Consider the following 13,599-nt stretch of genomic DNA (forward strand, 5'->3'; position numbering starts at 1 on the left):
AGTTTGGCTCTTAAGTCAGGTTGACTTGGGAAGTTGCTTTGGCTTGTGTTGGCAAGACAACACCGTATGATAATACCATAGGCTTGATCTGTGCGATTTATTCACGCAAGGGGATAGCGATATGCTCAGTTATCTGAGGGGAAGGGTTGACCAGATTCAGAGGCGATCGCCCAATCGGGTGACTCTGATTTTGGAGGTTAATGGTCTGGGTTATGAGATTCAAGTGACTCGTCAATTGGCTGATGGGATCTCGGAGGATCGGAATACTGAGCTGCAAGTGTTTACCCATTTTATGATTCGGGAGGAGCAACCCCTGTTGTATGGCTTTGCTTCTGCTGCCGAGCGGGATCTGTTTCGCCAATTGGTGGGAGTTAGTGGGATTGGAGCGCAGTTGGCGATCGCCCTTTTGGATACTCTGGGACTGTCGGATTTGGTTCAGGCGATCGTTACCGGTAATATTAAACAACTGGTTCGTACTCCTGGCGTGGGCAGTAAAACAGCCGAACGCATTTCTCTGGAATTAAGAACCAAGTTATCCCAATGGCGAGGAGCATCTGGAGTTGCTCTACCCGCTTCTAGTGCCCTACCTTCTGCTTTGCAAGAAGATGTGGAAATGACTCTTATGGCTTTAGGCTATAACCAAGAAGAAATTGCCCAAGCTTTGGGTGCATTGAGTCAGAAGCCCCATCTGATGAAAACTCAAGAAGCAGAAGATTGGATCAGGGAAGCCATTAGTTGGTTAAGTTAAGTCTTTATTTTTTTCAAGAGGTGATTCCATGAACTCAGCAGTTAAACTTCCCAATTTTTTGATTATTGGTGTTCAGAAAGCCGGAACGACTTCCATCTATAACTATCTTAAAGAACATCCTCAAGTCTATATGAGTCCGGTTAAAGAACCTAATTTTCTGGCTAGAGACCCCAATAAAGACCCCAAAGATATAAAGCCTGTCCCCTCTCATAAAAAACGGATCGACACCTTTGAAAAATATTGTGAATTATTCCAAGGTGTAACAGATGAAATTGCTATTGGTGAAGCCTCTCCCAACTATATGGCTAACTATCCCATTGCAATCCAACAGATTAAGCATTATATGCCTGATGCTAAATTGATTGCCATTTTGAGAAATCCAGCCGATCGCGCCTACTCTGATTATCTGATGCATATTCGCGATGCCATTGGTAAACCGAGAAGCCTATCTGAACAAATCCGCAAAAAAGGGAAAGAGTCAGCTACTCTCAAGAAAGGATTTTATGGAGAACACTTAAGTTATTTTTACGATCAGTTTGAACCCGATCAAATTAAGGTCTTCTTGTATGAAGAGTTGCGAGAAAATTCTCAAGGTTTGATGCGGCAAATTTATCAGTTTATTGGTGTAGATGAAACCTATACACCGGATACATCAAAAAAATCTCAAGTAGCGAAATTACCGAAAAATCAAACCCTCAATAAAATGCTTCACACTCATAATCCCTTGAGAAAAACTACAGCTAAAGTATTAAAAAGCCTATTTCCAGCTCATCTAGTGGAGAACTTTCGCCAAAAGCTAATGGACTTAAATCAATCCCAGGAAAAAATCCCCTCTCTCTCGGCGGAAGAACGTCAACAGTTAATTGAATTCTATCGTGAAGATATCCTCAAACTGCAAGAGTTGATTAACCGTGACCTTTCCCATTGGCTCGTGTAACTGACTCATTTGACCCAAAGCTTGAGTAAAACTGAAAATTTGTGTTATAGTATAAAATTGCTGAATTTTGATGGATTACCCTAAAAGAATACCCTATGAGTCTAACGCAAACCCAAAAACATCAAATTATGGCTGAGTATCAGGTTCATGAAACCGATACGGGTTCAGCAGATTTACAAGTGGCAGTTTTGACTGAGCGGATCAACCGTTTAAGTAACCACTTGAAATCAAATAAGAAGGATTATGCCTCCCAGCGCGGTCTAATGAAAATGATCGGTCAGCGCAAGCGTTTGTTAGGTTACATTAACGAAAAAGACCAAGACCGGTACAAAGCTTTAATTAGTCGTTTGAGCATTCGAGGCTAGAGGTTTTGCCCATGTCCCCAGAACCCGATCAAAAGGCTGAGTCGGTGGCCAAGGAGCGGTTGCCTTTCGAGCCAAAAACCAGCCGTAAGAAAAATAGCTCGACCCCTTCATCCCCCCCCAGAAAATCCAAGCCCTCGAAAGGAACTGGGAAACGAACCCCTATTCGTAAGGAAGACCGAGTGATTCCCGAAGCGGTGAGTAAGCGGATGATTAAGCGGATGGCTTTGTTGTCTGGCGTACCCACTGCCCTAGGTGTATTAACGTTTGTGGTCAGTTATTTGATTTTGACGCAAACGGAGTTTGAGTTACCCCATGTTGCCGTGGTGTTGGTAAGTATGGGTTTCTTCGGACTGGGTGTCCTCGGTTTAAGTTATGGGGTACTCTCGGCCTCTTGGGATGAAAATCGGGTAGGTACTCTACTCGGTTGGCAGGACTTTACCCAGAATTTAGGTAGAACGATCGCCGCGTGGCGATCGGTCAAACAAGATTAAGTATTCAAGACCCTATTGAGTCAGGATAATCAACCATGATTGTAGTAATGAAAAGCGGTACGCCAACCGCAGAAATTGACCGAGTAAGTGATGAACTAAGCACCTGGGGACTGACACCAGAAAAGATTGTGGGCCAACACAAGGTGGTCATTGGTTTAGTTGGGGATACAGCAGATCTAGACCGGGAAAGAATTCAAGAATTGAGTCCTTGGATTGAGTTAGTGTTGCGCGTTGAACAACCCTTTAAGCGGGCGAGTCGGGAATATCGTCATGGTCAAGCCTCAGATGTGATTGTTTCTACCCCTCAAGGGGATATTCCCTTTGGCGAAAGTCATCCTCTGGTGGTGGTGGCTGGCCCTTGTTCGGTAGAGACGGAGGAGATGATTACGGAAACAGCTATGCGGGTGAAAGCGGCTGGGGCGAAGTTCCTGCGCGGTGGCGCTTATAAGCCGAGAACGTCCCCCTACTCTTTCCAAGGCCATGGGGAAAGTGCCCTAGAACTGCTGGCCGCAGCACGGGAAAAGAGCGGCTTAGGAATTATTACGGAAATCATGGATACTGCGGATATTGATGCAGTATCAGAAATTGCCGATGTAATCCAGATTGGGGCCAGAAATATGCAAAATTTTGCCCTCCTCAAGAAAGTCGGAGCGCAGGATAAGCCAGTTTTACTTAAGCGGGGGATGGCAGCCACGATTGAGGATTGGTTGATGGCGGCTGAGTATATTTTAGCGGCGGGGAATTCCCAAGTAATTTTGTGCGAGCGCGGTGTTCGTACGTTTGACCGTAAATATACGCGCAATACCTTGGATCTGTCGGTGGTTCCGGTGTTGCGGACGCTGACCCATTTACCGGTGATGATTGACCCATCCCATGGTACGGGATGGTCTCAGTATGTACCGGCAATGGCTAAAGGGGCGATCGCCGTAGGAGCCGATTCTTTGATGATTGAAGTCCATCCCAACCCCTCCAAAGCCCTCTCCGATGGGCCCCAGTCCCTCACCCCCGATCAATTCGATCAACTGATGAAAGAATTGGCAGTTATTGGTAAAGCCGTCGATCGCTGGTCTATCCCCGAAACTGTTCTCGCTTAACGAATTCAGCAGCGATCGCCACGTGAAGATCGGGGTGGATGGTTTGCCATCCACCCCATTTTTAGTGAAACAAACTATAATTAAAACTGAAAGTAATAATAGTTTGGGTTATTATTCACCTTGTTTACTGCTATTCCCTCCCCCACTCGCTTCTCTGAAGCACCCGCAGATCTTTTTGAGGCGATCGCCATCCTCAAACAAGAACTCAACGCCATCATCCTCGCTCACTACTACCAAGACCCCGACATCCAGGACATCGCCGACTACATCGGCGACTCCCTCGGCCTATCCCGCAAAGCCGCCCATACCGACGCAGAAGTAATCGTCTTTGCCGGAGTTCACTTTATGGCCGAAACCGCCAAAATTCTTAACCCCAATAAATTGGTGCTTTTACCAGATCTCGATGCCGGTTGCTCCCTAGCTGATAGCTGTCCAGCCGATGCCTTCGCCGCATTCAGAGCCTTACATCCCCATCACTTAGTCATTTCCTACATCAACTGCACCGCCGAAATCAAGGCCATGAGCGACATTATCTGCACCAGTTCCAACGCTGTCCAGATAGTCCAGCAAATTCCTGCTCACCAACCCATCATTTTCGCCCCCGATCGCAACCTAGGACGCTACGTCATGGAACAAACCGGGCGGGATCTCCTCCTCTGGGATGGCAGTTGCATCGTCCATGAAACCTTTTCCGAAAAAAAGATCGTGCAACTCAAAATCCAGCACCCCGAAGCCGAAATCATCGCCCATCCCGAATGCGAACCCCCCGTACTGCGCCATGCCGATCATATCGGCTCCACCACCGCTCTACTTAACTATGCCCAAACCAGCAATAGTCCTGCCTTCATCGTCGCCACCGAACCCGGAATCATCCATCAAATGCAGAAAGAAGCCCCCCATAAACAGTTCATTCCTGCACCACCCATGAATAACTGCGCCTGTAATGAATGTCCCCACATGCGCCTCAATACCTTAGAAAAACTCTACTGGGCCATGAAAAACCGCACACCAGAAATCACCCTACCCAAAGACATTCAACTAGCCGCTTTACGTCCCATTCAACGAATGTTAGAAATGACCTAACTCTAATAGTAGTGCGAGCATCTTGCTCGCTAGGGCAGACTCTAATAGTAGTACGAGCATCTTGCTCGCTAGGGCAGACAACAGCGAGCAAGATGCTCGCACTCCTTGCTTGGCCTCATTTTAGCCATTATTAATGGTTAATTAATCTGAATTAAACCCCTTAAAATCAGCCGATTCACTAAATCCGGATGCTCATCATGGGGACAATGACCCGCATTCGGAATCGAAATAAACTCTACATCAGCACGGGTTTGAGCCAAACGACGATAGAGCTTACCCGCACTAATCGGAGTCCAAGGGTCATCTTCTCCCCACAACACCAACAAAGGTTGCTTGACGTGGGGTAATAACTCCTCCGGTTTCGGCCCTGGAGGAGCAGTCAGTACCGAAGCAAACACCTTTTGCGCTCCTGGATCGCAAGACGGTTGATAGAGTAAATCCACTAACTCATCCGTAATCGCCTCAGAAGACATATAAACTTGATGCAGCGTCCTCCGAATACGGTGTTTTTGTCGCACCTGATTAAACAGAAACGGCCCCGTTATCGGAGAACTGACCAAACGGGTAAACGCTCCCATCACTATCCGTAAAGGTAAATTCAGCTCTTCAGGACGGTGGTTCAACCCTCCCGCGCAGTTAATTAAAATGCCAGCCTTTCCCCGCTCTGGAGTGTGGGCTAGAATCATTAAACTGAGCAGTCCCCCAATCGAATTCCCAATCCATACAGCCGGTTGTTGAATGTGAGTTGCCCAAAAGTCTTGCAGTAGGCTATACCAGAGATCCAGGGAGTAGTCTAAGGGAGGTTTATCTGAAGCTCCAAACCCTAGTAAATCTAGAGCAAACACTTGGTATCCAGCTTGGGCTAAGGTGGGGATATTGTTGCGCCAATGTCCCACACATCCCCCAAAACCATGGACTAAGACTAAGGGAATCCCCCGTCCCTGAACAGTATAAATAATACGGTGATTTTGCCAAAGCCAGGTTTGAGGAGTTAAAGTATTTCGGGATAAAAGTTGAGTAGTCACAGGGTTGGAAATTAGAATCTAGGATCTTAGTTGGTCTACTGATTGAATTTTAAACCCTTTTGACAGTTTAAGCGTTAAGGTTATAGAGCCTACAAAGGATAATCCAATAGCCTATTCATTGGATATACCTTATGATGATAATTAGTAAGGTCAGTTCTCTTAAGCTCTCTGAATTAGAAGTTACTCGACTCTATGAGTTTTGTTTTCGATCATTAATAATTGTTTATGATTGCATTAGAGAGTTAAACACTTGTGCTTATAATCTTAATTTTACGGCTCACCTAGCTTGTATGAAACAACATGAGCAACTCTCCTAATTCTAAGCTATGCCCACAACTCTTAGTCGTTGATGATTTTCCGGAAAATCTTCGACTACTGAAAACAGTTTTACAACAACAAGGTTACGAAGTTCGTTTAGCCGCTAATGGTAAATTTGCTTTGACTAGTCTTGACCATTTCCAACCCGATTTAATTTTGCTCGATATCATGATGCCCGAAATGAATGGGTATCTTTTTTGTCAAACTCTTAAGAAAAATCCTAAAACTTCTGATATTCCAGTGATTTTTTTGAGCGCACTTCAAGAAGGTACGGATAAAGCCAAAGCATTTCAACTGGGAGGAGCAGATTACTTAACAAAACCCTTTCAAGTTGAAGAACTTTTAGCTAGAGTCAAACATCACCTAGAGCTAAGAAACTTACAAAGAGAGTTACAGATTAAGAACAAAATTTTAGAGGATAAAAACAAGGAATTACAAAAAACTCAAAAAGAAATGAGTTTAATGCTAGATGTTACCAAAATAATCAATGATATTTTTGATGTTCAATCAGCAATTTCTCAGGTTCTCGATCGAGTATGTAATCATATTTTATGGGATCATGCAGAAGGTTGGATTCCGAATCAGGAGCAAACTTTATTAACTTATGTTCCCTGCCTAGAAAATGAGAATAAGCGATTTCAAGAATTCCAAAAAGAAAGCGCCAAAATCAGTTTTGCTCCTAATCAAGGTTTACCGGGTAGAATTTGGCAATCTCAAAAGCCGGAATGGATCGATAATTGTTGCGATTGTTCAGAGAATTTGTATATTCGTAAAGACTTAGCTAAACAATCGGGATTTAAATCGGTGTTTGGTGTACCGATTATCGCTAACAAGCAAGTTCTATCTATACTGGTTTTCTATAAATTAAGTCTAGAAGATCGCCAAGATGATTTAGTGGCTTTGATTCAAGCTATTGTTAATCAATTGGCTTCACCGTTGGAAAAATCCAATTTATATCAAAAACTGGAAGAAGCAAACCAAGAGTTAGAATTTTTAGCTCATCGAGATGGCTTGACTCAAGTGGCTAATCGCCGTGTGTTTGATTCGGTCTTAGAACAAGAATGGTTACGCATGAAACGGGAACATAAATGTCTATCTTTAATTTTGTGTGATGTAGATTATTTTAAGAAATATAATGATTTTTATGGACATTTGTTAGGGGATGATTGTTTGATTAAAATTGCGGGTGCTTTGACGAAGGCAGCTCGAAGACCAGGGGATTTGGTAGCTCGATATGGTGGAGAAGAGTTTGCTATCATTTTACCCAATACCAATCCTAAAGGAGCTGGGGAGGTGGTTCATTGTGTACAGAAAGAAATTGCTAATTTGCAGATTCCTCACCAGAGTTCCGAGGTGAGTTCATATGTAACGTTGAGTTTGGGAGTAACCAGTATAATTCCTACTGCTCAATGGTCAGTAAAGTCTTTAATTAATGCTGCGGATCAAGCATTATATGAAGCAAAACAATTGGGAAGAAATCAATTTTGTTCTCGTTCTTTAGATCGTTTATCTATTGATGAAATATAAATTTTACTCGGTCGGTATGTTTTTCTTTAAGATCAATTTTCATGAATATAAAAAAACGGAAAAAGGTCAAAAATAAATTTTGGTCTATTGGATGGATAATAATTTTAGGTTTAATAATTTCTCTGGTCTTTTTAAAACTCTCTCCAAGTCTTGTTCAGGTTGCTGATTCACCGGTATCTGTTCGTGAAGTTGCACAGAAGGGTTGTGCTGTAGAGGATTCGCAACTGGAAAATGATCCGATCGCCACGTTTTATGGAAAAGAGGCTTATCCCTGGAGTAATCAGTTACCTTGGGATTGTGTCTATAATATCACAGATTTTCCTGGAGAAACCAGCGATCGCCAATTTGAGCAAGCTAAAGCCGCCGTTTTGGCTCAGGGAGGTGGCGTGATTTATTTCCCGGCTGGAACCTATGAATTTACTGATGATTTGGTTTTAGACGATCGCATTATCCTTCGCGGAGAAACACCGCAGATCGCTCAGGCAAAATCCGATAACTTCCAACCCCCCTCCCGTCTGCTGTTCCCCCAGTATAAACCCCAGTTATCGGGAGATGGAACCCCCAATAAAACTGCATTTAAGACCATTCGCACCGCTCATCCCGAAACCGATAGTAATCTGGGATTAGTCTATTTAGATATCAATCGCGCTGGAGTGCAGATTAAACCGGATTTAGCCTCAGCCAAAAACCGTAATATCATTCTATTTGGCCTTCGCAGCAACAATGTGGCCTATCCTGATGGTAGAGTGCCCGATCGCTCCTTCCAGGACGGTTGGATGCGGTTTAGCGATCGGTTTACAGCCAATTTGAAGGTGAATGGCTATGAACAGATTTTAGTGGCCAATAATCGCCTCAATGACCAGATTACCGATACTTATGAGCAACCGGGATATAAAGTAAAAAGCCTGGACAAGAAAACCATTATTACTTATGCTCAAGGCGATCGCGTCCCCTTTGATTATAGCGCCCACCATGGCATTGCCGTCAATCGTTCTGGCCAGTTCGATTTAGCCGAAACTCCCACCACTCAACCGGGATTATTTCGCCAGGGAATTACCATCCGAGATAATTGGGTTTATCATACCATGCGTACAGGAATTCAAGCCTCTGGTCAAGGATTGGTGATTAAAGATAATGAAATTCATGATAAACCAGGAAAACAAGTCTGGACTCATCCCACAGGATTAACGCAACCAAGAAATTCTAATACCTATGAAAATCGGGGAATTGATTGGTCGGGTCATCAGGTGACAATTGAGGGGAATGAGTATGAGGTTTATCGCCATCGAATTATGGAGAATCGCTATTGGAGTGTGGATGGAGAAGGGATTTTAATTCAAGAGTGTTGTGGAGGGACTTCAGTTAAAGGGGTAGTTATTCGCGGCAATCAAGGGAATGCTTATATTGGGATTTATAAGATTCCTGAAATTGAGAATGTGACGATTATAGATAATATTCTTTTACCTGCTCCCATTGGAGACTCCAATATTTATGTGAGTGCGGATACGAATCGGGGAGAAAGTGGGATGAATAATGTCAGAATTGAGAATAATCAAGTCCCTGGCAATATTGTGGTTAAGGCTTCTCAAGGGGGACAAGGTAATACCATTGTTAATAATCAGTCTACAGGTGAGGGCGTTTTAGAGTTTTCTTGTTCAGTTTCCGTGAAGGGAAATCGGGGATTTGAGCAAAAAGAGTGCCTATAGGGGATGGGGGATGGGGGATGGGGGATTTGCTGGCGATCGCTCCCAGCTTGCATTAAAATAAAAATGATAATCATTCTAATTACAGTCGATGATGATTCTAGCAAAGAGGTTCAGTCACTTAACCCTCGCCGTTTTCACCGCTCTATCTGGGGTCAGTTGTGTGGCTAACTCCAGCATTGAAAGCACTACAGGGGAAAATACAGCCGTTGTGGAAGAGCAGGACGAGTTGGAGGTGGTGACTACATTTTTACCGATGACCCAATTTACGAAGGCTGTAGTCGGCGATCGCGCAGAAGTCGTACAATTACTACCAATCAATGTGGGCCCCCATGACTACCAAGCCAAACCTGCGGATGTTCAGGCGATCGCCCAAGCCGATATTTTAGTCAAAAATGGCTTAGAATTAGAATCTTACCTGGATAACATGATTAAAAATGCCGAGAATAGCGATTTAATCATCGTTGATTCGAGTGCCGGTATTGAACCCTTGAGATTTGCAGAAAAAGACCACGACCATGACCATGACCATGACCATGATCATGACCATGAAGATGGTGACCATGAAGATGAACATAGTCACGATCATGGAGAATTCGATCCCCACATTTGGCTCGATCCTAAACGAGCCATTCAGCAAGTCGAAAATATTCGTGATGGTTTAATTTCCGTCGATCCAGAAGGACAAGAAATTTACACTCAAAATGCGGCTGCTTTTATCGAAGAACTCAAAGCCTTAGATGCTCAAACCACCGAAAAACTGCAACCTTACGCCGGCCAAACCTTGATCACCTTCCATGATTTCGCTGCTTATTTTGCCCAGAGTTATGGTCTGAGATCCGAGTTTTTGGTGGACATCCCTGAAGAAAATCCTTCTCCTGAAGATATGCGTCGTTTAATCGAAATTGTGCAAGCCGAACAGATCAAAGCCTTGCTGCAAGAACCAGGAGTTGAAACCAAAGCCTTTGAAACCTTAGCTGAAGATCTCAAAATCAAAGTTAGCATTTTCGATCCCATTGCTATTGGAGAAACAAGCAGCAGTGAACCGACAGTTTATTTAAGAAGGATGGAAGAGAATGTGACTAATTTAGTCGAAGCTTTAAGTGACTAATCTCTTGCGGTCTAGGGTTCAAAGTTAAAAATAAACCAAAGGATTGCTAAAATTGGGAAGCGATCGCCGATCATAGAAGCTGAACCATACAAGGACATACATTAGGAATGCTCAAGCAACTGGATCTCGATCGCTCTCTCGACAAGCACCGCTACAAAACCGAAATAGAAGATCTCATGCAACAGTTGCGATCGCTTCAACATGCCTGTTGGGAAAAAAAGTTACCCATGATCGTTGTTCTCGAAGGATGGGCAGCCGCAGGTAAAGGCGCTCTAGTCAAAAAAGTGATCGGCTATATGGACCCTAGGGGATTTGCACTACATCCCATTTGGCCCCCCAACGCCCAAGAACAAAATTATCCAGTCCTCTGGCGATTTTGGCAAAAAATCCCCCACTACGGCAGCATTGGCCTGTTTTACCATAGCTGGTATACCCATGTTCTCGAAGACCGGCTCTTTGATCGGGTTCGAGAATCGGAAGTTCCAGGCCTGATGCGTCATATTAACGCCTTTGAGCGACAAATGAGTGATGATGGTTGTGCGATCGCCAAATTTTGGATTCACTTGAGTAAAAAAGAACTCAAGCAACGGCTCCACGCTTATGCCAAAGACCGCCTGAATTCTTGGCGAGTCCGGGATGAAGATTGGCAACAGGTCAAACGATATGAAGACTATCGGATGTTAGCCGAAGAAATGATCGTTCAAACCAGTACCGGGTTTGCCCCCTGGACATTAGTCGAAGGAAACTGTCAACGTTGGGCCCAAGTCAAAGTCTTGCAAACCGTCGCCGCTACCTTACGAGAAGCCTTAGACCGTCGCCAAAGTCAACTCATTCCCGCTCCCTTACCTCCCCAAGAGCAACTAGAACCCACAGAACCCGACTTTCTAGCACGGGTGGATCTGGGCGCATCCTTATCCAAGAAAGAGTATAAGAAACGGCTGAAAAAAGCCCAAGTAAGATTACAGGAATTACAACTGAAGATTTTTAAGGCTAAATTGCCCGTATTGGCAGTATTTGAAGGATGGGACGCAGCCGGAAAAGGGGGAGCCATTAAGCGCTTAACCGATAATTTAGACCCGCGCAGTTATGAAGTAAGAGCCTTTTCTGCACCCACGGCTGAAGAAAAAATGCATCATTATCTCTGGCGATTTTGGCGGGATTTACCCACGGCTGGCAAGATTGGTATTTTTGACCGCACCTGGTATGGTCGAGTTTTAGTCGAGCGCATTGAAGGTTTTGCCACTGATATTCAATGGCGCAGGGCTTATCGTGAAATTAACGAATTTGAGGCTATGCTGACGGATGCGGGCTATGTTTTGGTTAAGTTTTGGCTCCATGTGAGTCCAGAGGAGCAATTAAAGCGATTTGAGTCCCGCCAGGATGACCCCTTTAGGCACTATAAATTAACTGAGGAAGATTGGCGCAACCGGGAAAAGTGGGGATTATATGAGGTAGCAGTGAATCAGGCTATTGGGCGCACTCATACGCCTAATGCGCCTTGGACAGTGGTGGCGGGCAATGATAAGCTCTATGCACGGGTGAAGGTATTAGAGTCAGCGATCGCGGCGATCGAACTGGGTTTAAGACGTTAACGTATTCTACCGAGTAATATAGTGGAGAATTACACGGTTATTCTGAACAGGGCACAACTGAACCCAATTATTGGCGCGATTCAAGGACGACAGTTCCAGGAGGCGCTAAACCGGTGCGGGCAGATTCTCCAGCAAAATCCCCAAAATGGACAGGTTTGGCATCTGTTGGGTGTGACTTACTATAGTGCCGGGGATATTCAAAAGGCGATCGCAGCCTATCAAAATGCCCTTAAGGTTGACCCCAATCAACCGCAAACCCATAATAATCTAGCCACTGCCCTCGCTCAAAGCGATCGCCCCACGGAAGCGGTAAACCATTATAAACAGGCGATCGCCCTTGCCCCTGACTATACAGAAAGTTACTATAATCTGGCGAAAACCTACAAAACCCTGGGTAACCTGGATTTAGCCCTTGAGAATTACCAAGAAGCCTTAAAACTTAATCCTGACTATACCCAAGCGCGGCAAAATTTAGGCAATCTCTATTTAGAACAGGGAGACTATGAACCCGCTATTCTTGAGTTAAAACAGGTTATTGATCAAGTTCCCGATCATGCTGGGGTTCACTATAGCCTCGCCTTCTGTTACCATCAACAAAACGAACGCAAAGAAGCGATTTCCCATTACCAAAAAGCGCTAGATCTTAACCCAGACTATACCCAAATTCATGGTCATCTGGCTTCTCTCCTGCATCAAGAAAACCAGATCGAGCAAGCCATTCCTCACTATGAAACCGCCCTGATTCACGATCCCAACTCGCCCAAATTGCACCACGATCTCGCTGTTGCTCTAAGCGCTCAAAAACAACTGGAAAGGGCAACACAACATTATTATCGCTCCTTAGAACTCGAACCCAATTCACCGGAAGCTCACAATAATTTAGGGGTAACTCTGAGTCAACAGGAAAAATTGGAAGAGGCGATCGCCGAATATCACAGATCCCTAGAACTCAATCCCCATTATGCCGATGCGTATAATAATCTCGCTGTTGCTCTGGATAAAATTGGAGACTATGATGGGGCGATCGCCGCTTATGAAACTTGTATTCGTCTTAAACCTGACTATGCCGAAGCTCACACGAACCTCGGTATAGCGCTCTTACTTGCCGGAGATTTTACCAACGGTTGGGCAGAATATGAATGGCGCTATCAATGGCAAACTTCTGGCCATCATAAACCCGTTTATCAGCCCCGATGGAATGGACATCCATTTAGAGGAAGAACGTTACTCCTCTATTGTGAACAAGGGTTTGGCGACTCCATCCAATTTTTGCGCTATTTGCCTTTGGTGCAAGAGCTTGGGGGAGAAGTGATTCTCGAATGTCCCCGACTGTTGATCGCATTGTTTGCAGACTTTGTAACAGAACATAGCGCTGATGGATATAAACCCGTTAGGTTAGTGCCACGGGATCAACCTTTACCCGACTATGATATTTGGGCCCCGTTGATGAGTTTGCCCTATATTTTAGGTACGACTTTAGACACCATTCCCGCATCTATTCCTTATCTTCGCGCTCCGGTTAGGGCGGGTTTAGGGCATTTACAGCCTTCTGCCTCAGATCCGGTGAGAGGGGGGCGGGTTTAGAGAGTTTATCCTCTTCGTCCT

12 protein-coding genes are annotated in these 13,599 nt (G+C 44.6%); 11 read left to right on the top strand and 1 reads right to left on the bottom strand.

The window, feature by feature from the left end:
* Positions 1-121 precede the first annotated feature (121 nt).
* The 6 genes from ruvA to nadA all read left to right on the top strand — a co-directional run bounded on the left by ruvA (position 122) and on the right by nadA (position 4,718).
* The gene (gene ruvA, locus PMG71_RS08890; RefSeq protein WP_283753311.1) at positions 122-748 is read left to right on the top strand and encodes a Holliday junction branch migration protein RuvA; all 627 of its coding nucleotides are present in this window, start codon (positions 122-124) and stop codon (positions 746-748) included.
* A 28-nt stretch (positions 749-776) separates the two neighbouring features.
* Complete coding sequence (locus PMG71_RS08895; protein ID WP_283753312.1) at positions 777-1,685, top strand: sulfotransferase family protein; 909 nt, start codon at positions 777-779, stop codon at positions 1,683-1,685.
* 95 nt (positions 1,686-1,780) lie between these two features.
* Positions 1,781-2,050, top strand: a complete 270-nt coding sequence (gene rpsO / locus PMG71_RS08900; RefSeq protein WP_283753313.1) for a 30S ribosomal protein S15 — start codon at positions 1,781-1,783, stop codon at positions 2,048-2,050.
* Between the two features lie 11 nt (positions 2,051-2,061).
* Positions 2,062-2,541 carry a PAM68 family protein gene (locus PMG71_RS08905; protein ID WP_283753314.1) on the top strand — a complete coding sequence of 160 codons (480 nt, stop codon included), beginning with the start codon at positions 2,062-2,064 and terminating at the stop codon, positions 2,539-2,541.
* Positions 2,542-2,576: 35 nt separating this feature from the next.
* Positions 2,577-3,635 (top strand): 3-deoxy-7-phosphoheptulonate synthase, encoded by a 1,059-nt coding sequence (gene aroF, locus PMG71_RS08910; protein ID WP_283753315.1) that lies wholly within the window; start codon positions 2,577-2,579, stop codon positions 3,633-3,635.
* 120 nt (positions 3,636-3,755) lie between these two features.
* Positions 3,756-4,718, top strand: a complete 963-nt coding sequence (nadA, locus tag PMG71_RS08915; RefSeq protein WP_283753316.1) for a quinolinate synthase NadA — start codon at positions 3,756-3,758, stop codon at positions 4,716-4,718.
* Positions 4,719-4,855: 137 nt separating this feature from the next.
* On the opposite strand, the gene PMG71_RS08920 is transcribed toward nadA, so the two are convergent.
* The gene (locus PMG71_RS08920; RefSeq protein WP_283753317.1) at positions 4,856-5,743 is read right to left on the bottom strand and encodes an alpha/beta fold hydrolase; all 888 of its coding nucleotides are present in this window, start codon (positions 5,741-5,743) and stop codon (positions 4,856-4,858) included.
* Positions 5,744-6,043: 300 nt separating this feature from the next.
* On the opposite strand from PMG71_RS08920, the gene PMG71_RS08925 reads away from it, so the two are divergent.
* The 5 genes from PMG71_RS08925 (at position 6,044) to PMG71_RS08945 (ending at position 13,578) form a co-directional block, all read left to right on the top strand.
* Positions 6,044-7,588, top strand: coding sequence for a diguanylate cyclase domain-containing protein (locus PMG71_RS08925; protein WP_283753318.1), 1,545 nt, complete (start codon positions 6,044-6,046; stop codon positions 7,586-7,588).
* Between the two features lie 41 nt (positions 7,589-7,629).
* Positions 7,630-9,294 carry a right-handed parallel beta-helix repeat-containing protein gene (locus tag PMG71_RS08930; protein WP_283753319.1) on the top strand — a complete coding sequence of 555 codons (1,665 nt, stop codon included), beginning with the start codon at positions 7,630-7,632 and terminating at the stop codon, positions 9,292-9,294.
* Positions 9,295-9,382: 88 nt separating this feature from the next.
* Positions 9,383-10,402, top strand: coding sequence for a metal ABC transporter solute-binding protein, Zn/Mn family (locus PMG71_RS08935; RefSeq protein WP_283753320.1), 1,020 nt, complete (start codon positions 9,383-9,385; stop codon positions 10,400-10,402).
* A gap of 107 nt (positions 10,403-10,509) precedes the next feature.
* Positions 10,510-11,994: a polyphosphate:AMP phosphotransferase gene (gene pap / locus PMG71_RS08940; RefSeq protein WP_283753321.1), complete on the top strand. Its 1,485-nt coding sequence runs from the start codon at positions 10,510-10,512 to the stop codon at positions 11,992-11,994.
* A 21-nt stretch (positions 11,995-12,015) separates the two neighbouring features.
* Positions 12,016-13,578, top strand: coding sequence for a tetratricopeptide repeat protein (locus tag PMG71_RS08945; protein ID WP_283753322.1), 1,563 nt, complete (start codon positions 12,016-12,018; stop codon positions 13,576-13,578).
* The last annotated feature ends 21 nt before the right edge of the window (positions 13,579-13,599 follow it).

Source organism: Roseofilum acuticapitatum BLCC-M154 (genome assembly GCF_030068475.1).
Taxonomy (GTDB): domain Bacteria; phylum Cyanobacteriota; class Cyanobacteriia; order Cyanobacteriales; family Desertifilaceae; genus Roseofilum; species Roseofilum acuticapitatum.

What these genes read in the sequence shown, in the direction of transcription:
- PMG71_RS08935 (WP_283753320.1), top strand. Translation starts at nt 9,383, where the DNA reads ATGATGATTCTAGCAAAGAGGTTCAGTCACTTAACCCTCGCCGTTTTC.
- PMG71_RS08905 (WP_283753314.1), top strand. Translation starts at nt 2,062, where the DNA reads ATGTCCCCAGAACCCGATCAAAAGGCTGAGTCGGTGGCCAAGGAGCGG.
- ruvA (WP_283753311.1), top strand. Translation starts at nt 122, where the DNA reads ATGCTCAGTTATCTGAGGGGAAGGGTTGACCAGATTCAGAGGCGATCG.
- PMG71_RS08930 (WP_283753319.1), top strand. Translation starts at nt 7,630, where the DNA reads ATGAATATAAAAAAACGGAAAAAGGTCAAAAATAAATTTTGGTCTATT.
- PMG71_RS08925 (WP_283753318.1), top strand. Translation starts at nt 6,044, where the DNA reads ATGAGCAACTCTCCTAATTCTAAGCTATGCCCACAACTCTTAGTCGTT.
- aroF (WP_283753315.1), top strand. Translation starts at nt 2,577, where the DNA reads ATGATTGTAGTAATGAAAAGCGGTACGCCAACCGCAGAAATTGACCGA.
- pap (WP_283753321.1), top strand. Translation starts at nt 10,510, where the DNA reads ATGCTCAAGCAACTGGATCTCGATCGCTCTCTCGACAAGCACCGCTAC.
- rpsO (WP_283753313.1), top strand. Translation starts at nt 1,781, where the DNA reads ATGAGTCTAACGCAAACCCAAAAACATCAAATTATGGCTGAGTATCAG.
- PMG71_RS08895 (WP_283753312.1), top strand. Translation starts at nt 777, where the DNA reads ATGAACTCAGCAGTTAAACTTCCCAATTTTTTGATTATTGGTGTTCAG.